At 70.6% G+C, this 22655-nt stretch carries 22 protein-coding genes; 11 read left to right on the forward strand and 11 right to left on the reverse strand.

From position 1 onward, the window contains the following. The first annotated feature begins 19 nt into the window (after positions 1 to 19). Complete coding sequence (locus JDV09_RS11910) at positions 20 to 766, forward strand: DUF3710 domain-containing protein (protein ID WP_221369332.1); 747 nt, start codon at positions 20 to 22, stop codon at positions 764 to 766. A gap of 4 nt (positions 767 to 770) precedes the next feature. Here JDV09_RS11910 and JDV09_RS11915 read toward each other — a convergent pair whose 3' ends face one another. Next, positions 771 to 1499 carry an alpha/beta fold hydrolase gene (locus tag JDV09_RS11915; RefSeq protein WP_221369333.1) on the reverse strand — a complete coding sequence of 243 codons (729 nt, stop codon included), beginning with the start codon at positions 1497 to 1499 and terminating at the stop codon, positions 771 to 773. Between the two features lie 130 nt (positions 1500 to 1629). Here JDV09_RS11915 and JDV09_RS11920 point away from each other — a divergent pair, with 130 nt between their 5' ends. Continuing rightward, the gene (locus tag JDV09_RS11920; protein ID WP_221369334.1) at positions 1630 to 2001 is read left to right on the forward strand and encodes an OB-fold nucleic acid binding domain-containing protein; all 372 of its coding nucleotides are present in this window, start codon (positions 1630 to 1632) and stop codon (positions 1999 to 2001) included. Positions 2002 to 2017: 16 nt separating this feature from the next. Continuing rightward, complete coding sequence (locus JDV09_RS11925; protein ID WP_221369335.1) at positions 2018 to 2731, forward strand: DUF3159 domain-containing protein; 714 nt, start codon at positions 2018 to 2020, stop codon at positions 2729 to 2731. Here the strand turns inward: JDV09_RS11925 and JDV09_RS11930 are convergent. Beyond that, entirely contained in the window at positions 2722 to 3387 is a 666-nt protein-coding gene (locus JDV09_RS11930) for a potassium channel family protein (RefSeq protein ID WP_221369336.1), read from the reverse strand. The two genes, JDV09_RS11925 and JDV09_RS11930, sit on opposite strands and share 10 nt — an antisense overlap. 102 nt (positions 3388 to 3489) lie before the next feature. Next, a complete protein-coding gene (locus JDV09_RS11935) occupies positions 3490 to 4161 on the reverse strand; it encodes a potassium channel family protein (RefSeq protein ID WP_221369337.1) in 672 nt (223 codons plus the stop codon). 114 nt (positions 4162 to 4275) lie between these two features. On the opposite strand from JDV09_RS11935, the gene JDV09_RS11940 reads away from it, so the two are divergent. From JDV09_RS11940 to dxs, 4 genes are all read left to right on the forward strand, one after another. Then, positions 4276 to 6279 carry an APC family permease gene (locus JDV09_RS11940; RefSeq protein WP_255605212.1) on the forward strand — a complete coding sequence of 668 codons (2004 nt, stop codon included), beginning with the start codon at positions 4276 to 4278 and terminating at the stop codon, positions 6277 to 6279. Continuing rightward, positions 6276 to 7487: a class I SAM-dependent RNA methyltransferase gene (locus JDV09_RS11945; RefSeq protein WP_255605213.1), complete on the forward strand. Its 1212-nt coding sequence runs from the start codon at positions 6276 to 6278 to the stop codon at positions 7485 to 7487. The genes JDV09_RS11940 and JDV09_RS11945 overlap by 4 nt, the downstream gene beginning before the upstream one ends. A gap of 91 nt (positions 7488 to 7578) precedes the next feature. Then, the gene (gene nhaA / locus JDV09_RS11950) at positions 7579 to 8907 is read left to right on the forward strand and encodes a Na+/H+ antiporter NhaA (RefSeq protein ID WP_221369339.1); all 1329 of its coding nucleotides are present in this window, start codon (positions 7579 to 7581) and stop codon (positions 8905 to 8907) included. A 28-nt stretch (positions 8908 to 8935) separates the two neighbouring features. Next, positions 8936 to 10849 carry a 1-deoxy-D-xylulose-5-phosphate synthase gene (gene dxs / locus JDV09_RS11955; RefSeq protein WP_221369340.1) on the forward strand — a complete coding sequence of 638 codons (1914 nt, stop codon included), beginning with the start codon at positions 8936 to 8938 and terminating at the stop codon, positions 10847 to 10849. A 34-nt stretch (positions 10850 to 10883) separates the two neighbouring features. Here the strand turns inward: dxs and JDV09_RS11960 are convergent, their stop codons facing one another. Together JDV09_RS11960 and JDV09_RS11965 are read right to left on the reverse strand one after the other, a co-directional pair. Next, positions 10884 to 12161 (reverse strand): ribonuclease D, encoded by a 1278-nt coding sequence (locus tag JDV09_RS11960; RefSeq protein WP_221369341.1) that lies wholly within the window; start codon positions 12159 to 12161, stop codon positions 10884 to 10886. 5 nt (positions 12162 to 12166) lie between these two features. Continuing rightward, positions 12167 to 12748 carry a DUF3000 domain-containing protein gene (locus tag JDV09_RS11965; protein ID WP_221369342.1) on the reverse strand — a complete coding sequence of 194 codons (582 nt, stop codon included), beginning with the start codon at positions 12746 to 12748 and terminating at the stop codon, positions 12167 to 12169. Between the two features lie 86 nt (positions 12749 to 12834). Between JDV09_RS11965 and hemE the strand changes: the two genes are divergently transcribed. From hemE to hemQ, 3 genes are read left to right on the forward strand one after another with little or no spacing between them, the layout of a single operon-like run. Beyond that, positions 12835 to 13899, forward strand: a complete 1065-nt coding sequence (hemE, locus tag JDV09_RS11970) for a uroporphyrinogen decarboxylase (RefSeq protein WP_221369343.1) — start codon at positions 12835 to 12837, stop codon at positions 13897 to 13899. Beyond that, complete coding sequence (locus JDV09_RS11975) at positions 13896 to 15239, forward strand: protoporphyrinogen oxidase (RefSeq protein ID WP_221369344.1); 1344 nt, start codon at positions 13896 to 13898, stop codon at positions 15237 to 15239. Before hemE ends, JDV09_RS11975 begins: the two co-directional genes overlap by 4 nt. A 4-nt stretch (positions 15240 to 15243) precedes the next feature. Then, positions 15244 to 15948 (forward strand): hydrogen peroxide-dependent heme synthase, encoded by a 705-nt coding sequence (gene hemQ, locus JDV09_RS11980; RefSeq protein WP_221369345.1) that lies wholly within the window; start codon positions 15244 to 15246, stop codon positions 15946 to 15948. A gap of 76 nt (positions 15949 to 16024) precedes the next feature. Here the strand turns inward: hemQ and msrB are convergent, their stop codons facing one another. The 4 genes from msrB to JDV09_RS12000 are packed head-to-tail and all read right to left on the reverse strand — an operon-like array spanning position 16025 to position 20190. Next, positions 16025 to 16453 (reverse strand): peptide-methionine (R)-S-oxide reductase MsrB, encoded by a 429-nt coding sequence (gene msrB / locus JDV09_RS11985; RefSeq protein WP_221369346.1) that lies wholly within the window; start codon positions 16451 to 16453, stop codon positions 16025 to 16027. Positions 16454 to 16463: 10 nt separating this feature from the next. After that, the gene (gene aftC, locus JDV09_RS11990; protein WP_221369347.1) at positions 16464 to 17741 is read right to left on the reverse strand and encodes an arabinofuranan 3-O-arabinosyltransferase; all 1278 of its coding nucleotides are present in this window, start codon (positions 17739 to 17741) and stop codon (positions 16464 to 16466) included. Positions 17742 to 17776: 35 nt separating this feature from the next. Beyond that, a complete protein-coding gene (locus tag JDV09_RS11995; RefSeq protein WP_221369348.1) occupies positions 17777 to 19378 on the reverse strand; it encodes an alpha/beta fold hydrolase in 1602 nt (533 codons plus the stop codon). 23 nt (positions 19379 to 19401) lie between these two features. Then, on the reverse strand, positions 19402 to 20190 hold the full coding sequence (locus JDV09_RS12000; RefSeq protein WP_221369349.1) for a pyrimidine reductase family protein: 789 nt from the start codon (positions 20188 to 20190) through the stop codon (positions 19402 to 19404). A 34-nt stretch (positions 20191 to 20224) separates the two neighbouring features. Between JDV09_RS12000 and zapE the strand changes: the two genes are divergently transcribed. Next, positions 20225 to 21283, forward strand: a complete 1059-nt coding sequence (gene zapE / locus JDV09_RS12005; protein ID WP_221369350.1) for a cell division protein ZapE — start codon at positions 20225 to 20227, stop codon at positions 21281 to 21283. Here zapE and JDV09_RS12010 read toward each other — a convergent pair. Then, entirely contained in the window at positions 21259 to 21789 is a 531-nt protein-coding gene (locus tag JDV09_RS12010) for a GNAT family N-acetyltransferase (protein ID WP_255605214.1), read from the reverse strand. The two genes, zapE and JDV09_RS12010, sit on opposite strands and share 25 nt — an antisense overlap. A 217-nt stretch (positions 21790 to 22006) precedes the next feature. Beyond that, complete coding sequence (locus JDV09_RS12015; protein ID WP_221369351.1) at positions 22007 to 22429, reverse strand: hypothetical protein; 423 nt, start codon at positions 22427 to 22429, stop codon at positions 22007 to 22009. Positions 22430 to 22655 lie beyond the last annotated feature (226 nt).

Genomic DNA, 22655 nt, shown 5'->3' on the forward strand with positions numbered 1-22655 from the left:
GCAGCGAAATGGCAGGAAAATGGCACTGAGACGGCACCGCAAGGACAACAGCACCGAGACCCCCGCCGAACCCGACGAGGTCACCCCGGCCGAGGCTGAGGACGAGCTGGACGGCCCGTTCGACATCGAGGACTTCGACGACCCGGCGGTGGCTGCGCTGGCCCGGCTGGACCTGGGCTCGGTGCTGATCCCGACGCCCGAGGGGGGGCAGGTGCAGGTCGAGGTCAACGAGACCGGTGTGCCCAGCGCGATCTGGGTGGTCACCCCGAACGGCCGCTTCTCCATTGCGGCCTATGCCGCGCCGAAGTCGGCCGGGCTGTGGCGCGAGGTCGCCTCAGAGCTCGCCGATTCGCTGCGCAAGGGTGCACCCCAGGTGAGCATCGAGGACGGGCCCTGGGGCCGCGAGGTCGTCGGATCCGGCGGTGAGGGATCGGCCGTGGTCCGCTTCATCGGCGTCGACGGCTACCGCTGGATGATCCGCTGCGTGGTCAACGGCCCGTTCGAGCAGATCGGCGCGCTGGCCGAACAGGCGCGAAATGCACTGGCCGACACCGTTGTACGCCGTGGTGATACGCCGCTGCCGGTGCGCACCCCGCTGCCGGTGCAGCTACCCGAGCCGATGGCCGCACAACTGCGCGCCGCCACGGAGCAGGCCGCCGCCCAGCAGCAGCGGGCGACTGCGCAGGAGGCGCCGCCGCAACCCGTCGCCCGCCGCAGCACCCCGGGCTCGGCGATGCAGCAGCTGCGCACCATCACCGGCGGCTGACGGGTCAACCTCGCACGCTTCTGCGCGCCGGGTTGTCGGCCTCCCACAGCGCCTCGAGGCACTGCTCGCCCAGCACCGCAGGATCGGCGCCGATCTGATCCAGCCTGACCGTGCGCAGCGACGCCACCGGCGCCGCCGAGACCCACTCGATGCCGACCTCCACCGGGTGTACCGGGTCGTCGACGGCCGAGACCACGCCCATCGGCACGTCCAGGCCCTCGAATTCCCCCGTCGTCGGCGCGACGTAGTGCGCGGCCTCGTCCATCGCCTCCGGCAGGTCCGGCCACAGCCCGAGCCACGACCGGGCCAGCTCGTCGGCCAGCCACTTCGGGCTGGACGCCTGCATCTGGGCGGTGGCCGACACCAGACCGTCGCGGCGCAGCAGCTCCGCGGAGTGCCGTGCGGCCAGTGCGGCCGGCGCGGCATCCGGGTCGCCGGTCCACGGCGGCAGCGCGGCCAGCACCGCCACCGCCCTGCCCGGATGCGCGAGCGCCCACTCGGCGGCCACGGCGGCGCCGATCGAGATTCCGCCCACCGCGATGGGTCCCGACATCGCGGCGGCGTGCAGCGCGTCGCGGTAGCCGCCGAGCAGGCGCCGCGGCGTCGGCGCCACCGTCACGACGGCCGCGCCGACGTCGTGCAGCGCGTCCGAAAAGGCCCGGTAGACGAAGTCGTCGTCGGAGCCGGTGCCTGGAAGCAGAACCGTGGTCACGCCGCGCAGATTGACTGCCATACCCTGATCGTGCCCGCTCGCGGATTTCCCCGGCGCGGCGGCCCGCCTCCACGTGGCATCCGGCTGACAAGAGGGCTACCGTGGCCCTTGGTTGAGCAAATCCACAGTGGATTGACAGAAGGTGAACGCCATGGCCACGGCCGAGGGGTATCTACGGCGGCTGACCCGTCGGTTGACCGAGGACCCGGAGCAACTCGACGTCGAGGAAATCAGTGAGGACCCGGCCAACACCGGCGCGCAGAAGGCGATCGACTGCCAGCGCGGGCAGGAGGTCACCATGGTCGGAACCCTGCGCAGCGTCGAATGCAACGGCAAGAGTTGTGCGGGCGGAGTGAAGGCCGAACTCTTCGACGGCACCGACTCCGTGATGCTGGTGTGGCTGGGGCAGCGCCGCATTCCCGGCATCGAGTCGGGCCGCACGCTGAAGGTGCACGGGCGGGTCGGCAAGCTGGACAACGGCAGCAAGGCGATCTACAACCCCCACTACGAGATCCAGAAGTGAGTGAAGAGATCCCGAAGTGAGTGATCCCGGCACCGAACCGGGCAACCAGACCTCACCGGCGCGCGGCGGTGCCCTCCTCGAGCAGATGGGCGGCATCAGCGGGCTGATCTACTCCTCCCTGCCCGTCCTGGTGTTCGTGCCCGTCTCATCGGCGTTCGGGCTGATGCCCGCGATCGGTGCGGCGCTGGCGGTGGCGACGCTGATCCTGATCTGGCGGCTGGTCCGCCGTGAGTCCGCCCAGCCCGCCATCTCGGGTTTCTTCGCCGTCGGGATCAGCGCGTTGATCGCCTACCTGGTCGGCGCATCCAAGGGCTATTTTCTGCTGGGCATCTGGACATCGCTGTTCTGGGCGGTGGTGTTCACCGTCTCGGTGGTGATCCGCAGGCCGGTGGTCGGCTACATCTGGGGCTGGGTGCACGCCACCGACCGGCACTGGCGCGACGTCCGGCAAGCGGTGCTCGCCTTCGACGTCGCGACCCTGGTCTGGGTCGCCGTCTTCACCTCACGCTTCGTCGTCCAGCACCACCTCTACGACGCCGACGAGACCGGCTGGCTCGGCGTGGCCCGCATCGCGATGGGCTGGCCGCTGACCGCGGTCGCGGCGCTGGTCACCTACCTGGCGATCCGTCGCGCACAGCACGCGCTGCGTGCGCGGGACGCCGCCGAGGGTGGGCCGGACGTCTCGGCCGCGGCCGGGCAGGACGGAACCCGCGACGACGCTCAGCGCTGAGCGGGGTGCAGCAGCAACTCGCGTAGCTGGTCCTCGACCTCGGCGACCGCGACGAACAGCAGCTCGTCGCCGCCCTCCAGCGGCTCGTCGCCCTCGGGCACGATCACCCGCGGGCCGCGCAGAATGGTCACCAGCGCGGCGTCACGGGGCAGCTCCAGGCGTTTGACCGGCTTGCCGCCCCACGGGGTGTCATCGGGCAGCGTGATCTCCACCAGGTTGGCCTGGCCCTGGCGGAACTCCATCAACCGCACCAGATCGCCGACCGACACCGCCTCCTCGACCAGCGACGCCAGCATGCGCGGGGTGGACACCGCCACGTCGATGCCCCAGGCCTCGTCGAAGAGCCACTCGTTGCGGGGGTCGTTCACCCGGGCCACCACACGCGGCACCGCGAACTCCGTCTTGGACAGCAGGCTGACCACCACGTTGGCCTTGTCGTCGCCGGTCGCGGCGATGACCACGTCGAACTCCTCCAGCCTGACCGACTCCAGCAGGCTCAGCTCGCAGGCGTCGCCCAGCCGCCAGTGCGCCGCCGGGATCGCATCGACGTCGATATGGTCGGGGTCGCGCTCGAGCAGCGTGACCTCATGGGTGTCGACGAGCTCGCGGGCGATGGACCGGCCGACCGCGCCGGCCCCGGCGATCGCGACTTTCATCTGCGCCGCTCCTCATGATCGTCGTCGGCGGTGTTCATCTGCGCCGCTCCTCATGATCGTCGTCGGCGGTGTTCATCTGCGCCGCTCCTCGCCTGCGCGGCATCACTCCTCCGCCTCCTCGCCCGGCGGCAGCGCCGCGATGGCCAGGGCCTCGGCGATGTGACCGGAGATGGCCGCCAGATAGACCTGGTCACCGGCCTGGATCACGGTCTTGGCATCGGGCAGCAGGCCGGCTCCGAACCGGATCATGAACGACACCCGGCCCGCGGTCGCGGTCTCCAGCTCGGTGATCTTGCGGCCCACCCAGTCCTCGTGCAGCGCGAGCTCGGCGACGCCGACGTTTCCGGTGGGGTCGCGCCATTTGGTGGTCTCGGTGTCGCGGGTCAGCACGTGTAACAGCCGGTCGGTGGTCCACGGCACGGTGGCGACCGTCGGGATGCCGAGCCGCTCGTAGACCGCCGCCCGCTTGGCGTCGTAGATGCGTGCCACCACCCGCGGCACGCCGAAGGTCTCCCGGGCGACCCGGGCCGAGATGATGTTGGAGTTGTCGCCGGAGGACACCGCCGCGAACGCCGCGGCGTCCTCGATCCCGGCCCGGACCAGCACGTCGCGGTCGAAGCCCATCCCGAGCACCCGCTCCCCGGGGAACTCGGGGGAGAGCCGGTGAAACGCGGTGCCGTCGCGGTCGATCACCGCGACGTCGTGGCCGATCCTGGCCAGGCTGTCCGATAGGGATGCGCCCACCCGGCCGCAGCCCATGACCACTACACGCACCTGACGGTCCTTCCCGGCCGGAGCCAGACGTGGCGTCCGCGGGTCTGCGGTTGTACAACCCGCGCCCGGAGAACGCTACCGCTTTCCGACGGCGAAGGGTCTGCGGGCTTAGTGTTGGCACTCGTGTCCAAGCTTTCGACGGTCGCCCGGCGCCTGGTGCTGGGTCGGCCGTTTCGCAGCGACAAGCTCTCGCACACCCTGCTGCCCAAGCGGATAGCCCTGCCGGTCTTCGCCTCCGACGCGTTGTCCTCGGTGGCCTACGCCCCCGAGGAGATCTTCCTGGTGCTCTCGGTGGCCGGGCTGGCCTCCTACTCGATGGCGCCGTGGATCGGGCTGGTGATCGCCGGGGTGATGCTCATCGTCATCGCCTCCTACCGGCAGAACGTGCACGCGTATCCGTCCGGCGGCGGCGACTACGAGGTGGTGACCACGAACCTCGGTCCCACCGCCGGACTCACCGTCGCCAGCGCGCTGATGGTGGACTACGTGCTGACCGTTGCGGTGTCGATGTCCTCGGCGATGACCAACATCGGCTCGGCGGTGCCGTTCGTCGAGCACCACAAGGTGTGGTTCGCGATGTTCGCGATCATCGTGCTGGCGTCGCTGAACCTGCGCGGCATCCGCGAATCCGGCACCGCGTTCGCGATTCCCACCTATGCGTTCATGATCGGGATGTACGCGATGCTGGCCTGGGGGTTCTTCCAGATCTACGTCCTGGGCACCCCGCTGCGTGCGGAGTCGGCGGATTTCGAGATGCACGCCGAGCACGGCGAGGTGCTCGGTTTCGCGATGGTGTTCCTGGTCGCGCGGGCGTTCTCCTCCGGCAGCGCCGCGTTGACCGGGGTCGAGGCGATCAGCAACGGCGTCCCGGCGTTCCGGAAGCCCAAGTCCCGCAACGCGGCGACCACGCTGCTGATGCTGGGCCTGATCGCGATCTCGCTGTTCATGGGCATCATCATGCTGGCCAGGGCGACCGGCGTGCAGATCGCCGAACGCCCCCTCGAACAACTCGTCGGCGCGCCCGCCGACTACCACCAGAAGACCCTGGTGGCGCAGCTGGCCGACGCGGTGTTCCACGACTTCCCGGTCGGCCTCTACCTGATCGCCGGCGTCACCGCGCTGATCCTGGTGCTGGCCGCCAACACCGCGTTCAACGGATTCCCGGTGCTCGGCTCGATCCTGGCGCAGGACCGCTACCTGCCCCGTCAGCTGCACACCCGCGGCGACCGGCTGGCGTTCTCCAACGGGATCCTGTTCCTGGCCTTCGGCGCGGTCGCCTTCGTGGTGGCGTTCCAGGCGCAGGTCACCTCGCTGATCCAGCTCTACATCGTCGGCGTGTTCGTGTCGTTCACACTGAGCCAGATCGGCATGGTGCGGCACTGGACGCGGCTGCTGCGCACCGAGACCGAGCCGAACGCGCGAAGCGCGATGAAGCGGTCCCGGGTGATCAACACCATCGGCTTCCTCTGTACCGGCACCGTGCTGATCATCGTCGTGATCACCAAGTTCGTGGCCGGCGCGTGGATCGCGATCCTGGCGATGGGCGGGCTGTTCGTCATCATGAAGATGATCCACAGTCACTACGCCGCGGTGAGCCGCGAGCTCGCGCTGCGCGCGGCCGAGACGCAGGACATCGTGCTGCCCAGCCGCAACCACGCCGTCGTGCTGGTGTCCAACGTGCACCTGCCGACGCTGCGCGCGCTGGCCTACGCCAGGGCGACCCGCCCCGACGTGCTGGAGGCGATCACCGTCAGCGTCGACGACGCCGAGACCCGCGAGCTGGTGCACAAGTGGGAGGACAGCGACATCAGCGTGCCGCTGAAGGTCATCGCCTCGCCCTACCGGGAGATCACCCGGCCCGTGCTCGAGTACGTCAAACGGGTGTCCAAGGATTCCCCGCGCACCGTGGTCACGGTGTTCATCCCCGAGTACGTGGTCGGGCACTGGTGGGAGCAGGTGCTGCACAACCAGAGCGCCCTGCGGCTCAAGGGCAGGCTGCTGTTCGAGCCGAACGTGATGGTGACGTCGGTGCCGTGGCAGCTGTCGTCGTCGGAGCGGCTCAAGAACCTGGAGCCGCAGTCCGCGCCCGGTGATGCGCGCAAGGGGTTCCTGGGTTGAGCCCGGGTGCCGCCGATGAGCTGACGCTGACCACCGGTGCCCCGGCCAACGGCGGCAGTTGCGTGGCCCGCTACGAGGGCCGGGTGGTGTTCGTGCGCTACGCGCTGCCCGGCGAGACGGTCCGGGTCCGCCTGACCGGCGGGACGGGCCAGGACCGGTCGTACTGGAACGCCGAGGCGATCGAGGTGCTCGAACCCGCCGCCGACCGGGTGGCGCCGCTGTGCCCGATCGCCGGTCCGCACGGCGCGGGCTGTTGTGATCTCGCGTTCGTCGACCCAGCGGCGGCGCGCCGGCTCAAGGGTGCGGTGGTGGCCAATCAGCTTGCGCGCCTTGGCGGTTACCGCTGGCGCGACGAACAGGAGGCGACCGCCGAGCCGGTCGGGCAGCAGGGTGCCACCGGATGGCGCACCCGGGTGCGCCTGGCCGTCGCGCCCGACGGGCGGGCCGGATTCCACCGCTACCACAGCGCCGAGCTGGTGCACCGGCTCGACTGTGCGCAGCTTCCCGCGCCGCTGATCGCCGACGTGGCCGGGAAGCGCTGGCCCGTGGGCGCCCACCTGCACGTGGTGCTGGACGACGACGGTGTGCGGCACGTGGTGTCGGCCGGGGAGCGCGGCGGGCGTCGCACGACGGTCCTCGAGGGTGGCTACGAGGCCGTGCAGCGGGTGGGGGAGCGAACCTGGCACATCCCGGTCACCGCGTTCTGGCAGGCGCACCGCGACGCGCCCGCCCTCTACAGCGCGCTGGTGGCCGAGTGGGCGGAGCTGCGACCCGGCATGACGGCCTGGGATCTCTACGGAGGGGCGGGCGTGTTCGCCGCGGCGCTGGCGGCGGGCGTCGGCGACACCGGCAAGGTGCTCACCGTGGACACCTCCCGTGGGGCCTCCCGTGCCGCCCGGGCCACGCTGGCCGACCTCGGGTACGTCTCGGTGCTCACCGACTCGGTGCGCCGCGCGCTGGCAGCGCAGCGCGGCCGCGCCGACGTCGCCGTGCTCGATCCGCCCCGCACCGGCGCCGGCCGCGAGGTGATCGACCTGTTGTCCGCCGCCGAGGTGCCGAGGATCATTCACATCGGTTGCGAGGCAGCATCTTTCGCACGTGACGTCGGACTGTATCGAGAGCGCGGCTATCAGGTCGAGAAGCTGCGCGTGTTCGACTCGTTCCCGTTGACCCACCACGTGGAATGCGTCGCAGTGCTGCGTCGATAGTCGGCGTGATCGACAGGGGTGGCATAGCATTGCCGACAGGTGAGCCGGGAAGCCTGGTCGGCGCGATCTTGTCGACTCCAACCGAAGGCAGATGGTGATTTCAAAACCCCGAGGACGAATCCCACGAGCGCTGTTCTCGCGAGGATCGTGGTCGGAGACCAGCAGGATCTCCGAGATCCTGCGCAAGGAGACCGTCGGCGGCGTGATCCTGCTGGTGGCGGCCGGAGCCGCCCTGGTGTGGGCCAATTCGCCGTGGAAGGAAAGTTACTTCGGGGTGCGCGACTTCGTCGCCGGCGGGCATTGGCTGGGCCTGCACCTGGACCTGAGCATCGGGGAGTGGGCCGCCGACGGGCTGCTGGCGATCTTCTTCTTCGTCGTCGGGCTCGAGCTCAAACGCGAGTTCGTCGCCGGTGACCTGCGTGACCCGGGCCGCGCCGCGCTGCCGATCGCCGCGGCGGTCGGCGGGATGGTGGTGCCCGCGCTGATCTTCGTCGCGGTCACCGCGCAGGTCGGCGACGGGGCGTTGCGCGGCTGGGCGATCCCGACGGCCACCGACATCGCGTTCGCGGTCGCGGTGCTGGCGGTCATCTCCACGCACCTGCCCTCGGCGCTGCGCACCTTCCTGCTGACTCTGGCGGTCGTCGACGATCTGCTCGCGGTGACGGTGATCGCGGTGTTCTACACCGATTCGATCAACGTGTATGCGCTGCTCGGCGCGCTGGTGCCGCTGGCGCTGTTCACGATCTGCGTGCAGCGCGGGGTGCAGTCGTGGTGGATCCTGGTGCCACTGGGAGTCGTCACATGGACCCTGGTGCACGAGTCCGGTGTGCACGCCACCGTCGCCGGCGTGCTGCTCGGGTTCGCGGTGCCGGTGCTGCGCCCGGCGACCAGGAACGGCCAGAAGGTCGGCGCGAGCATGGCCGAACACTTCGAACACCTGCTGCGCCCGATCTCGGCCGGCTTCGCGATCCCGGTGTTCGCCTTCTTCGCCGCGGGCGTGAGTATCGGCGGGCTGTCCGGCCTGGCCCGGGCGTTCAGCGATCCGATCACCCTGGGCATCGTGCTGGGGCTGGTGCTGGGTAAACCGATCGGCATCTTCACCACCACCCGGGTGCTGGCGGCGGTGACGCGCGCCAACCTGGACAACTCACTGCGCTGGATCGACGTGGTGGGCGTGTCGATGCTGGCCGGAATCGGCTTCACCGTCTCGCTGCTGATCGGCGACCTCGCCTACGGACTGGGATCAGAACGTGACGAATTCGTGAAGATCGGCGTGTTGTCCGGATCACTGTTGGCCGCCGCGCTCGCCTCGGTGCTGCTGCTCTCCAGAAACCGTGCCTACCGGCGCATTTGCCGCGACGAGGAGGTCGACGCCGACCACGACGGGGTGCCCGACGTGTACCAGGCTCGACAGGACTGACCTTCGCCCGCGTGCGTACACTGACCTAATGCTTGAACAGATCCGCGGTCCCGCTGATCTGCAGCACCTGTCTCAGGCGCAGCTGGACGAACTCGCCCGCGAGATCCGCGACTTCCTGATCCACAAGGTCGCGGCCACCGGTGGGCACCTGGGACCCAACCTCGGCGTCGTGGAGTTGACACTGGCGCTGCATCGCGTCTTCGATTCCCCGCACGACCCGATCCTGTTCGACACCGGTCACCAGGCCTACGTGCACAAGATGCTCACCGGGCGGTGCCAGGACTTCGACACGCTGCGCAAGAAGGACGGCCTGTCGGGCTATCCGTCGCGCGCCGAGAGCGAGCACGACTGGGTGGAGTCCAGTCACGCGAGTTCGGCGCTGTCCTACGCCGACGGTCTTTCGAAGGCCTTCGAGCTCAACGGTCACCGCAACCGCCACGTCGTCGCGGTCGTCGGTGACGGCGCCCTGACCGGCGGTATGTGCTGGGAGGCCCTGAACAACATCGCCGCCTCGGGTCGCCCCGTGGTGATCATCGTCAACGACAACGGCCGCAGCTACGCCCCGACCATCGGCGGGTTCGCCGAGCACCTCGCCGGCCTGCGCCTGCAGCCCGGCTACGAGCGGGTGCTCGAGGAGGGCCGCAAAGCGGTGCGTGGCGTCCCCGTCATCGGGGAGTTCTGCTATCAGTGCATGCACAGCATCAAGGCGGGGATCAAGGACGCGATCGCCCCGCAGGTGATGTTCACCGACCTCGGCCTGAAGTACGTGGGTCCGATCGACGGCCACGACGAGCATGCGGTCGAGAGCGCGCTGCGGCACGCCCGCGCCTTCAACGCGCCGGTGGTGGTGCACGTGGTCACCCGCAAGGGGATGGGCTACGCGCCCGCCGAGAACGACGAGGACGACCAGATGCACGCCTGCGGCGTCATCGATCCGCAGACCGGCCTGGCCCGCTCGGTGCCCGGCCCGGGCTGGACCTCGGCATTCTCCGACGCGCTGATCGAGTTGGCCGCGAAACGCCGCGACGTGGTGGCCATCACCGCTGCGATGCCGGGTCCGACCGGGTTGAGTGCGTTCCGGCAGCGGTTCCCGGACCGGTTCTTCGATGTGGGCATCGCCGAGCAGCACGCCATCACCTCGGCGGCGGGGCTGGCGATGGGCGGCCTGCATCCGGTGGTCGCCGTCTACTCGACGTTCCTCAACCGCGCCTTCGACCAGATCATGATGGACGTCGCGCTGCACCAACTGCCGGTGACGATGGTGCTGGACCGCTCGGGGATCACCGGGCCGGACGGCGCCAGCCACAACGGCACCTGGGACCTGTCGATCCTCGGTGTGGTGCCCGGCATGCGCGTCGCGGCGCCACGCGACGGAGCCCGGCTGCGCGAGGAACTGGCCGAGGCGCTCGACGTCGATGACGGCCCCACCGCCGTGCGTTTCCCGAAAGGCGATGTGGGCCAGGATGTTCCGGCAGTCGAGCGGTGCGACGGGGTGGACGTCCTCGCGGTGCCCGCCGACGGGCTGTCCTCGGACGTGCTGGTGGTCGCCGTCGGCCCGTTCGCGTCGATGGCGCTGGCGATCGCCGAGCGGCTGCGCAACCAGGGCATCGGCGTGACGGTGGTCGACCCCCGCTGGGTGCTTCCGGTGCCCGCCCAGATCGCGACGCTGGCCGTCGGCCACAAGCTGGTCGTCACGCTCGAGGACAACGGAGAGCACGGCGGCGTGGGATCGGCGGTCTCGGGTGCGCTGCGGCGCGCCGAGATCGACGTACCGTGCCGCGACGCGGCGCTGCCCCAGGAGTTCTTCGCCCACGCGTCGCGGGGTGAGGTGCTCGCGTCGGTCGGGCTGACCGAACAGAACATCGCCCGGCAGATCACCGGCTGGGTGGCCGCCCTCGGGACCACGGTGACCGATCGGGAAGTCAGCGAACACCTGGACTGACGGAGTCAGTCGATTCGGCCTGGACTGACGCAGGTCAGTCCGGTTCGGCCAGGGCCTGCGCCAACACCGGGACGGTGAGTTCGCGCTGCCACTGACGGGCCCCGGAATCCGCCAGGAACCGCTCGACGGCCGCGGCGGTGTCGGTCGTCGCCTCCCAGTCCCAGCACAACCGGCGGACGGTGTCGGGCGCCAACAGGTTCTCCACCGGCACCGAGAACCGTTCGGCGACGTCGGCCAGGCCGGCGCGGGCCGCCTCCAGCCGGGCCGCGGCTTCGGGCTTGCGCCTGGCCCACCGCGATGCCGGCGGCGGGCCGTTGGACGGTTCGTGCGCGCTGGGAGGTTCGGCGGCACGGGCCCGGTCGAGGGCCTCCAGCCACACCCGCGCGCTACGGCGCTGCTTGGAGCCGCCGAACACGGGCAACGCGGTGAGCTTGTCGACGGTGTCGGGGTTGACGGTGGCGGCGTTGATGATCGCGCTGTCGGGCAGGATCCGGCCCGGGGCGATGTCGCGACGCCGGGCGATCGCATCACGGGTGGTCCACAACTCCCGCACCGCGGCCAGGGTGCGCGGGTCGCGCACCTTGTGAATGCCCGAGGTCCGGCGCCAACGGTCGCGACGGGTCGGGGCCCCCTCGAACGTGCGCAGATGCTCGAACTCCTGACGTGCCCATTCGGACTTGCCCTGCTCGTCGAGCAGCTCTGCGATGGCGTCGCGCAGTTCGGCGAGCACCTCCACGTCCAGCGCCGCGTAGTTCAGCCAGTCATCGGGCAGGGGCCGCTTCGACCAGTCCGCCGCGCCATGGCCCTTGGTCAGCTGGAGGCCGAGCAGGCGCTGCACCATCGCGGCGAGGTTGACCCGGTCGAAGTTGGCCAGCCGACCGGCGAGCTCGGTGTCGTACAGCGTGGTCGGGCGCATGCCGATCTCGGCCAGGCACGGCAGGTCCTGGTCGGCGGCGTGCAGCACCCACTGGTCGGTGGCCAGCACCTGCGCGACCGGGGCCAGCACCTCGACCGGATCGCCCCCGTGACCGACCGGGTCGATCAGGACGGTTCCGGCCCCGGCGCGACGGACCTGCACCAGGTAGGCGCGGTTGGAGTAGCGAAAGCCCGAGGCGCGCTCGGCGTCGACCGCAAACGGGCCGGTGCCCGAGGCGAGAAGCTCGGCGGCCCCGGCGATCTCGCTGCGACTGACCGAGACGTCGGGAACGCCGTCGCGCGGGGCGAGCAGCGGCGTGGCCTCTGGTGCCGGCTGTTCGGCTGCGTCCTGCTCCCCGGTTTCCGCGGCGGATCCATCGGGTTCGGTGTCGGGCATCGAGGTCAGGCGCGGGTGCGCGAGCTCAGGTCGGTCACCCCGGCGGGCGGCAATCCTGCGGCATGTTCGAGCACCTCGCAGAACGCCTCCACATGGGGGCCGAGGTTCAGATCGGTGGCGGTCCACGAGGCGCGCAGCTCGAGCTGGTGGGCGCGGGGCGGGCCGGAGATGTCGCCGTAGCGCACCGAGGTGGTGGCGGTGACCGTGCCACCCAGCGCGGTGGTGTGCTCGGCACGCTGCTCCAGCGCATCGGCCAACCAGCTCCACGCCACCTCGGGCAGCAGCGGATCCACCGCCTCGCTGGAGTCGAGGTCGGCCTGGATGTAGGCGACCAGGCGCATCGTGCCATCCCAGGCTTCGGCACCCTCGGGATCGTGCAGCAGGATGAGCCTGCCGAACGCGTCGCCCTCGGAGCGCTCCGGGATGATCGCGGTCTCGGGATGCTTGATCTCGGCGCCGAGCGCGTAGCTGTACGGCGCCAGACGCTGCGGCGGCCGGATGGGACCGAGCTCGATCTCCGGTCGAACGGTGGTGGCATTCATCGCCGCCACCGCTTCGCGGAACTGAGCCGGTTCGGCGGTGGTCACGCCGTCTGACGGTAGTCCATTCGGGCAGGTCTGTGGTCATGGCGCGCCGATCCGGACGCGTCGGGGACATGGCAGCATGGGGGGCGATGAATACGCGCCGCGAGCTGCCCGAATCCCCCTACCTGGCCGCCGTCGCCGGTCGCAAACCGCACCGGGTGCCGGTGTGGATGATGCGCCAGGCCGGTCGGTCGCTGCCCGAGTACCGGGCACTTCGGGCGAAGAACACGATGATGCAGGCCTGCTTCGATGCCGACTTGATCACCGAGATCACCCTGCAGCCGGTGCGCCGGCACGGTGTGGACGCGGCGATCCTGTTCTCCGACATCGTGGTGCCGCTGCGCGCGGCGGGTATCGCGCTCGACATCGTGCCCGACGTGGGTCCGGTGATCGAGCGCCCGGTCCGCACGCCCGCCGACGTCGCGGCGATCGCGCCGCTGGACCCGCAGCGGGTGGCGCCGGTGGCCACCGCCGTCACGCGGCTGACCGGCGAACTCGGCGACGTCCCGCTGATCGGCTTCGCCGGGGCGCCGTTCACGCTGGCGTCCTACCTCGTCGAGGGTGGGCCCAGCCGCAACCACGAACGCACCAAGGCGATGATGCTGGGCGAGACCGCCACCTGGCACGCCCTGATGACGGCGCTGACCGACATCACGATCGCGTTCCTGCGCGCCCAGGTCGATGCCGGGGTGGACGCCATCCAGGTGTTCGACTCGTGGGCCGGCACGCTGTCGCTGGCCGACTACCGCCGCTATGTGCTGCCGCACAGCGACCGGGTGTTCGCGGCGCTGGCCGATCGCGGGGTGCCGATGACCCACTTCGGGGTCGGCACCGCCGAGTTGCTCGGCGCCATGTCCGAGGCGGTGGCCGGGCACGGTGTGCCCGCGACGGTCGGGGTGGACTGGCGGACGTCGCTGACCGACGCGGCCGGGCGGGTGCAGCGCGGGTGCGCGCTTCAGGGCAACCTCGACCCGGTGGTGCTGCTGGCGGGCTGGCCGGTGGTGCAGCGTGCGGTGCGGTCGGTGGTCGAGGACGGCAGGCGCGCGATCGACGCCGGCGCGGTAGGCCACGTGTTCAACCTCGGGCACGGGGTGCTGCCCGGCACCGATCCCGACGTGATCACCGACGCCGTGGCCCTGGTGCACGAGCTGTGAGCACGTCGTTCTGCATCGTCGGTGGCGGCATCTCGGGGCTGGTCGCGGCCTACCGGCTGCGGGCGGCGGCGGGCCCGGACGCGGACATCACCGTGCTCGACCCCGCCGACCGACTGGGCGGCATCCTGCGCACCGAGCGCATCGGCGGCCAGCCGATGGACGTCGGCGCCGAGGCCTTCGTCGCCCGTCGGCCCGAGGTGCCCGCGCTGCTGGCCGAGCTGGGGTTGGCCGGCAGGCAGATCGCGACGTCGGGGGCCCGCCCGCTGATCTACTCCGAGAACCGCCTGCACCCCCTGCCCGAGGGCACCGTCAACGGGATCCCGTCGCGGCCGTCGGCGCTGACCGGTCTTGTCGACGACGCGACGATCCGGTGGATGGCCGATGAGCCCCACCGGCCGCTGCACTGGCGGGCGGGCGCCGACCCATCGGTCGCCGAGCTGGTCGGTGACCGGTTCGGCGAGCAGGTGGTGACCCGCTCGGTGGATCCGCTGCTGGCCGGTGTGTACGCCGGTTCGGCCGCGACGATCGGACTTCGGGCTGCGGCGCCGACGGTGGCCGCGGCACTGGACCGCGGCGCGCCGAACCTCACCGCGGCGGTGACCGCGGCGCTGCCACCGCCGACGGCGGGCTCGGTGTTCGGCGCGGTCGACGGCGGCTACAGCGTGCTGATCGACGAACTCGTCCGGCGCTCACGGCTGCGCTGGGCGCAGGTCGCGGTGCACCGTGTGCAGGGCGCTCCGGGCGCCTGGGAGCTGACCGACGACGAGGGCGCGGTCTGGCGCGCCGAGGGTGTGGTGCTCGCCGTTCCCGCCCCCCGGCTGCCTGCACTGGTCGCCGGCCTGGCGCCCCGCAGCGCAGCCGCGGCCCGCACGATCCCGGTCGCCTCGGCGGCGGTGGTGGCGCTGGCACTGCCCGGCGGCACCCCGCTGCCCGAGCAGTCCGGGGTGCTGGTCGCCGGCCGCACCGGGCTGCACACCAAGGCGGTCACGCTGTCGTCGCGCAAGTGGGGGCGGCGCGGCAGCGTGGAGCTGCTGCGGCTGTCGTTCGGGCGGTTCGGCGACTCGATCGCGGCCCACACCGGCGACGAGGAGCTGCTGGCCTGGTCGGCCCAGGACCTGGAGGCGCTGTTCGGCGTCTCGGCCGAGCCGGTGGACTGCCGTGTGGTGCGCTGGATCGACGCGATGCCGCAGTACGGGCCCGGGCACGCCGAGGTGGCGGCCGACGTGCGGGCCGGGCTGCCCCCGACGCTGACCGTCGCGGGCGGCTACCTCGACGGCATCGGCGTACCCGCGTGTGTGGCGGCCGCGACGAAGGCGGCCGCCGCGCTGATGGCACGATAGGCGGATGGCCAAGCTGGATTACGACACCCTCAACTCCACCATCCGCTACCTGATGTTCTCCGTGTTCGCCGTCCGCCAGGGCGCGCTGGGCTACGACGAGGACGCGCGTGCGGCCGTCGTCGACGAGACCGCGACGTTCCTCAAGCATCAGGAGGACAACGGGGTGGTCGTGCGCGGGCTCTACGACGTCGCCGGTATGCGTGCCGACGCCGACTTCATGATGTGGACCCACGCGGAGAGCGTGGAAGCGCTGCAGGCGACCTACGCGGACTTCCGTCGCACCACGGCGCTGGGCCGGGCCTCGACGCCGGTCTGGAGCAGCGTGGCGTTGCACCGCCCCGCCGAGTTCAACAAGAGTCACATCCCGGCGTTCCTGGCCGGCGAGGATCCGGGTGCCTACATCTGCGTGTACCCGTTCGTCCGGTCGCTGGACTGGTACCTGCTGCCCGACGACGAGCGCAGGCGCATGCTCGCCGAGCACGGCATGGCCGCGCGCGACTACAAGGATGTCCGTGCCAACACCGTGCCGGCGTTCGCGCTGGGGGACTACGAATGGTTGCTGGCGTTCGAGGCCCCGGAACTGCACCGCATCGTCGATCTGATGCGCGACCTGCGCGCGACCGACGCCCGTCGGCACGTCCGCGAGGAGACCCCGTTCTTCACCGGGCCGCGGGTGTCCGTCGAGCAGCTCGTCTCCGCGCTACCGTAGGAACCTTTCCGGCGGCGGCCGGGGGAGTCGAGAATGCCGAGGCCGCAGGCGAATTGCCGAAGCGCCCGGCCCGCTCCTAGGCCTCGGCCGGGACGAGCCGCAGCGAGATCGAGTTGATGCAGTAGCGCTGATCGGTCGGCGTCGGGTAGCCCTCGCCCTCGAAGACATGGCCCAGGTGGCTGTGGCAGTTGGCGCACAGCACCTCGACGCGGCGCATGCCCAGCGAGTCGTCGGTACGCAGGATCACCGCATCGGAGTCGGCCGGATCGAAGAAAGACGGCCAGCCGCAGTGGGATTCGAACTTCTCGCTGCTGCGGAACAGTTCCGCACCGCAGGCGCGGCACTGGTACACGCCCTCGGCCTTGGTGTTGGTGTATTCGCCGGTGAACGGTCGTTCGGTACCCGCCCGGCGCAGCACCGCGAACTCCTGCGGGCTGAGTCGCCGGCGCCACTCGTCGTCGCTGAGGACCAGTTGCGGGCCGGACTCCGGACCTGTCGCTGCCATGGCTGTCAGGCTACCCGCCGGCGGCGGATGCGGGGGTGGCGTCCTTCGGTGCGGCCGTGAGCCAGAGCGGATCGATGCCGTCGTCGAGCCGACCGTCCTTGCGGGCGTCCAGATAGCGGAACAGCAGTACGCAGAACACCACGATCAACATCAGCGACCAGCCGTAGGTGATCTTGAGGTATTCCATCGCACGCCCGGTCGTCGGCAGCTGCCACAACAGGAACCGGTCCATGGTCAGGAAACCGTAGGCCGCCAGCCAGGCCACCCAGTTGCGGATCACCGAGTTCGGCAGTACCACCGTCATCAGGAACGGGAACAGTGCGATCGAGTAGTAGCCCTGGCCCAGCGAGAGCACCAACCACGAGGTCAGCAGCAACACACCCGAGGACGTCAGCATCCAGAAGAACGGGTCGCGGGTCCGGTAGTAGCGATACAACAGCCACAGCGCTGCCACGCCGAGAGCGGCGAAGGCGATGCGCAGCAACATGATCAGCCACATCGGCAGGCCGTAGTAGATGCCGTTGCCCAGGATCGAGCTGTTGAAGTAGTCGCGGGTGGAGAAGATGTAGGGCACCGTGCGGGTGATGAACCCCATCGGGTCGTTGATCAGCGGCCACGCCGCGAGGTTGAAGACCACCGGCACGATGAACGCTGCCGCCAGCGCCCGCCACTGCCTGCTGACCAGCGGGAGCAGAAGTAGCGGCGCCAGAAGGGGTTTGACCACCAGGGTGAGCCCGATGGACACCCCCGCCAGCCACTCGCTGTTGCGGTTGCCGTCCAGCAGCCACCGGAAGAACAGCACCTCCAGCAGCAGGATCACGCCGTTGACGTTGCCGAAGATCAGCGTGTTGGACACGCTCTCGGTGCAGAACATCGCCAGCAGCAGCGCCGGTGCGGCCACCGAGGACAGCGTGAACCCGAACAGCCGCAACAGGAAGTAGCCCGCGAGCACGACGGCCAGCGCGTTGAAGAAGATGAACCAGTTGCGCGAGGCCACCTCGGGCAGATAGCCGAACGGTGCCATGATCAGCGTGCCGCCCGGCGGATAGAGATAGTGCGGATCCACCTGGGTGAAGTTCTCGTCGTAGATGTCCAGGCCGAGCTTGAAGCGCACGGCCGCCCGGTAGACCGGCGCGAAGTCGTCGGTGATGTACCGGTTCAACACCAGCACATAGCTGCGGTGGAAGACCGTCAGGATCGCCAGGGGCCACAGCACCGACCGCAGGACCGTCGCGGTGGTCGGTGCAGACGTGCGAGGCCGGAAGGCCGCCAGAACAAGATCACGCACGTGCGCACCGTACACCGACGCCGGTGGCGGGCATGTCAGGCCGGGCAGTACGTGTCGGTCTCGGGCACCTCGCCGGATTCCAGGTAGCCGATCACCGGCGGCAGCGCACAGGGCGAGAAGATCGACGCGCCGTGCCCGACGCCCTGCCAGATCACCCGGCGGTTCGACGAGCCCGCGTTGATCGCGGTCGCCGCGACCGCCGCGACGCCCTCGTTGCCCACGATCGGGTCGTTCTGCACACCGAGCAGCAGGGTCGGGATCTTCAGGTCGCTGGGGTCCTTGGGCGTGCTGCCGCTGGGCCAGTTCAGGCACTTGACCATGTCCAGCGCGCCGACGGTGCCGAACTGGGGGTACATCTTGCCCCAGGCCACGACGAGTTCCCGGACCCGGTCGGGGGTCGGCCGGTTGAGGGCGTCGCTGCAGGCGTTGACGAACTGGCCGTCGGTCTGGCGCAGCGACTCGGCCTGGTTGATCAGGTTGTTCAGCCGGCTGGTGTCCCCGGAGCGGGCGTCGGCGACCGCCAGCGCGAGATCGGTCACGGCGTCGACCCGGCTGCCGCGCGGATAGGCCAGTGCGGTGGAGATGGCGTCGGCGACGGCGGCCACCGAGGCGCCGCCGGGCCCGCGGCCCGCCCGTGCCGCGTCCAGCAGCGCGCCGACCGCGTCCTTGGGGTCCGAGCCCAGCGGACAGTTCGCCGCCACGCACTGGGTGGCCCACGCGTCCAGCGCGGCCTGCTCGCCCTTGACGCGCTGCTCGGTGGCGGCCTCCGCGCCGATGCCGAGCGGCAGCGGCGAGTCCAGCACCAGCCTGGCCACCTTGCTCGGGTGGGAACCGGCGTAGGCCAGTGCCACCTGCGCGCCGTTGCCGACCCCGAGCAGGGCCAGTGCCGGGACGTCCCAGGTGGTGCGGAGCCGCTCGAGGTCCTCGGCGGCGTGCGCGTTGTCGTAGGCGGAGTCGCCGGGGGCGATGGTGTCGGTGCAGTTGGTGGTGGCCGTCATCGTGATGGCGCCGAGGTTGGCCACCGGGTCGTCGCCGGACTGGAACTGGGCCTGGTCGAACATCTCCTGCCGGTCGTAGACGTCGCGGCAGTTCAGCGCGCCGGACATGCCGATGCCACGCCGGTCCACCGACACGACGGGGTGCTGTTTGAGCACGTCGGCGCCGGATCGGGACAACCACACCGGCAGCTGAACCGACGACGGGAGATCCGAGCCGGTCGTCATCACCAGCGGCCCCGCATCGGCGGGGGTGTCGGCCGACCGCGCCCGGACCACCCCGATGCCCACGGTCCCGCTGGCCCCGCTGATCGGGTCGAGGTCGGCGTCGTAGCTGGCGCAGTCGAGGCTGACGCCGGGCACCGGGTCGACGCCGGCGCCGGTGAACACCCGTGATGTGCAGTCCCGCCAGGACAGGTCGTTCTTCGGGGCCTCCACCGGCGGCGGACCGGCGGGAGCCTCGGTGGTCTGTGGCTCGCCCTGCGGGCCCGCGCCGGCGTCGGTGGCGTAGCGGGGGTTGGCGGCCAGCCCGGGTGCGCAACCCGCGACCAGCACGGACAGCACGACGGCCGCCACGACACGCACGCGAGGCGCGGTGCGGCCGCCCCACCCGGGTCCCGGCGCCGGACGCAGATCACGCATGCCGACCACACTACTGATCGGTCTCAGCCGGTCGTCTCGGTGCGATCCCGGGTGTAGCGCAGGAACAGATAGCCGTCCTCGTCGGTCAGCACCTGCTGCAGGGTCATCGCCGCGCGGGCCTCGCCGGGACCGCTCACGATGCGCCCCGACTCACCCCCGACCAGCACCGGGGCCAGCGTCAGGCACATCTCGTCGAGCAGGTCGGCCGCGATGAACATGGCCAGGATGCCGGGCCCGCCCTCGGTCAGCACCCGGGTGAGGCCCCGGTCGGCGAGTTCGCCGAGCGCCCGCCGGAGGTCGACGGAGTCCCGCTCGACCCCGGAGCAGTCGATGACCTCGGCGAGCCCGCCGAGGCGGGAACGGGTGGCGGCAGTCGCTTCTGTGCAGGTCAGCACCAACGGGGCGACCTCGGTGCGGTGGAACAGTTTGGCCTCGCGGTCCAGTCGGCCGGAGCGGGTGAGCACCGCGATCGGCGGCACCTCGGACTGGCCGCGGCGCCGGCGCTCCTCGCGCTGGACAGCGGAGAACTGCACTCCCGAGTAGTTCTCCACCCGAGCGGTGGATGCGCCGACGACGATCACGTCGGCGAGCTCACGCAGGGCGGCGAACACCGCGCGGTCGCCGTCGCCGCCCAGTGCGCCGGATTTGCCGCCGCTGGTGGCGCCGCCGTCGGCGGAGCTGACCATGTTGCCGCGCACCCAGCTGGTGGCGATGCGGTCGGGGTAGGAGTAGCGCGCGACGAGCTCGCGCCCGGAGATCCGCCCGGCCGAGCCCAACATTGTGAACTGCGTCCCGTCACCCTGCTCGGACATACGAAGAATCACAGCACGCCGTTAAGGTGCCTGCATGCACGGGTCCAGCGATGTCGCCCATCTGGTCGACCGACAGCCCAGCGTCACCCCGGAGCGGTTGATCGCACAACTGATTCCGCCCCCGACGTTCGCCGAGGTGGGCTTCGACAGCTACCGGCCGGATCCGGCGGAGCCGTCGCAGGCCGCCGCGGTGCAGGCGTGCCGCCGGTTCTGTGAGCAGGCGCTGCAGCGCCGGGCCGGCAAGAAGAAGCTGTTCGGCAAGCGGGCGGTGCTGCCCGGGGTCGGGGTGTACCTCGACGGCGGGTTCGGTGTCGGCAAGACCCACCTGCTGGCGTCGTCGTACTACGCCGTCGGGGAGGCCGTCGGGGAGGCGGAATCCAAGCGGGCGTTCGCGACGTTCGGTGAGCTCACCCAGCTCGCCGGGGTGTTCGGCTTCGTGGAATGCATCGACCTGCTGTCGGACTACGCGCTGGTCTGTATCGACGAGTTCGAGCTCGACGATCCGGGCAACACCACGCTGATCTCGCGGCTGCTCTCGGCGCTGGTGGAGCGCGGGGTGTCGGTTGCGGCGACGTCCAACACGCTGCCCGAGCAGCTCGGCGAGGGCCGGTTCGCCGCACAGGACTTCCTGCGCGAGATCCACACCCTGGCCGCGATGTTCACCACGGTGCGCATCGAGGGACCCGACTACCGGCACCGGGGGCTTCCGCCGGCGCCGGAACCGCCGAGCGACGCCGAGGTGGCCGACCGCGCGGCCCGGGTGGACGGCGCGACGCTGGACGACTTCGACGGACTGTGCGCCCATCTGGCCACCATGCACCCGTCGCGCTATCTGACGCTGATCGAAGGGGTGAGCGAGATCTACATCACCGGCGTGCACCCGATCGACGACCAGAACGTGGCGCTGCGGTTGGTGTCGCTGACCGATCGGCTCTACGACGCCGGGATCCCGGTGGTGGCCTCCGGCGCCAAGCTCGACACGATCTTCAGCGACGAGATGCTGGCCGGCGGGTTCCGCAAGAAGTACCTGCGGGCGACCTCGCGGCTGCTGGCGCTGACCGCGGCCGGTCAGGCCGGGCGCACCATCACGTAGTCCTGCTCGATCTCGCTGCCGAGCCGGAACGTCTTGGTGCCGGCGACGGTGAAGCCGTGCTTGGCGTAGAACCGCTGGGCGCGCCGGTTCTGCTGGTTGACGCCGAGCCACACGCACGCCGCGCCCGTCCTCGCCGCGTGGGCGAGCGCGCCGCGCATCAGGGCCGCGGACGCGCCGGCGCCGTGCGCCTCCGGCAGCACGTACATCTTCGACAGCTCGACGGCCGGGCGGTCGACCACCGCGCGCACCACGTCCGGGTCGTCGGGGACGCCGCGGATCATCATGGCGTAGCCGATGATTCGGCCGTCTTCGGTGGCGACGAGCACGTCTCGGTCGGGGTCGGCGAGGTACTCGGTGAAGCGGGCGTCCGACAGGTTCTCGGCGATGAACGCGCCGATGTCCTCGGCGGTGGATGTCGGTGGACAGGCCAGCGGGAAGGTGGCCGCGGCGACGTCGGCCAGTTCGGCGGACTGGCTCGGGCCGGCCGCGCTGATCTGCGGGGTCAAGGCGTCAGGTCGCGTTCCACTGTGTCAGGCGGACGCCATTGAGAACGGCCGTGGTGGCGATCGGCGCCACGAGCCGGCGACGCATGTCAGAGCCCTCCCTCGACGGCTTTCCTCGACGTCCCCCGTCGACGTCCCTTCCGGACGTGCTTCGGATGATCGCACACCCGGCGCAGGGGGTTCACCGGCTCTGCCGGTCGGTGGGTTGCCGAGCCGTCGATCAGACGGGCGTGAACCCCGCGCTGGTGAGGATGCCGGGTTGCCACCCCTGGGCGCCGAGGCACAGCAGGGGACGGCCGTCCGGCGCCTGTGCGGCGGCCTGCGGTTGCGGGCACGGGCTGCCGATGTCCTGAACGCCGTGCAACTCGTAGGCCGCCTGCCAGAACCCGGTGTAGATCGGTGGCCACTGATTGGGGATCCACCGGCACTGCAGCGCCTCGCCGCCCGGTCCGCGGCCGAACGTGAACCGGCCCATGTTGGTGCACGGTCCGGAGAGGTGGGCGTCGTAATTCATGCCCGGTACGTCGGTCGAGTAGTGGCCGGGGTCATCGGGGAATATCGGGCCCGGCTGAGCGATCGCGGCAGGGGCGGTGCACAGGGCGGTGGCGGCGATCGCGCCGGCTGCGAGCGTCTGGCGAATCATGTGTCATCCCCGCGTCGTCGAATGCGTGCCGGTACACCGCGAACATTAGCGGCCGGGCTGTGACCGCCGCGAGCTTTCGGGACGGTAGGGACGGTAGGAAAGATCTCGGCCCGCCACCCAGGGGGGGTTGGTGGCGGGCCGAGCGTATCGGGGGATGTCTTGCACCTTTGAAGTTATGGGGACTTCCTGAGAGGAACCTGATAGTCGCTTAGGTCTGCGCTTCGAA

This window comes from Mycolicibacterium xanthum, from assembly GCF_019710635.1.
Classification (GTDB): Bacteria; Actinomycetota; Actinomycetes; order Mycobacteriales; family Mycobacteriaceae; genus Mycobacterium; species Mycobacterium xanthum.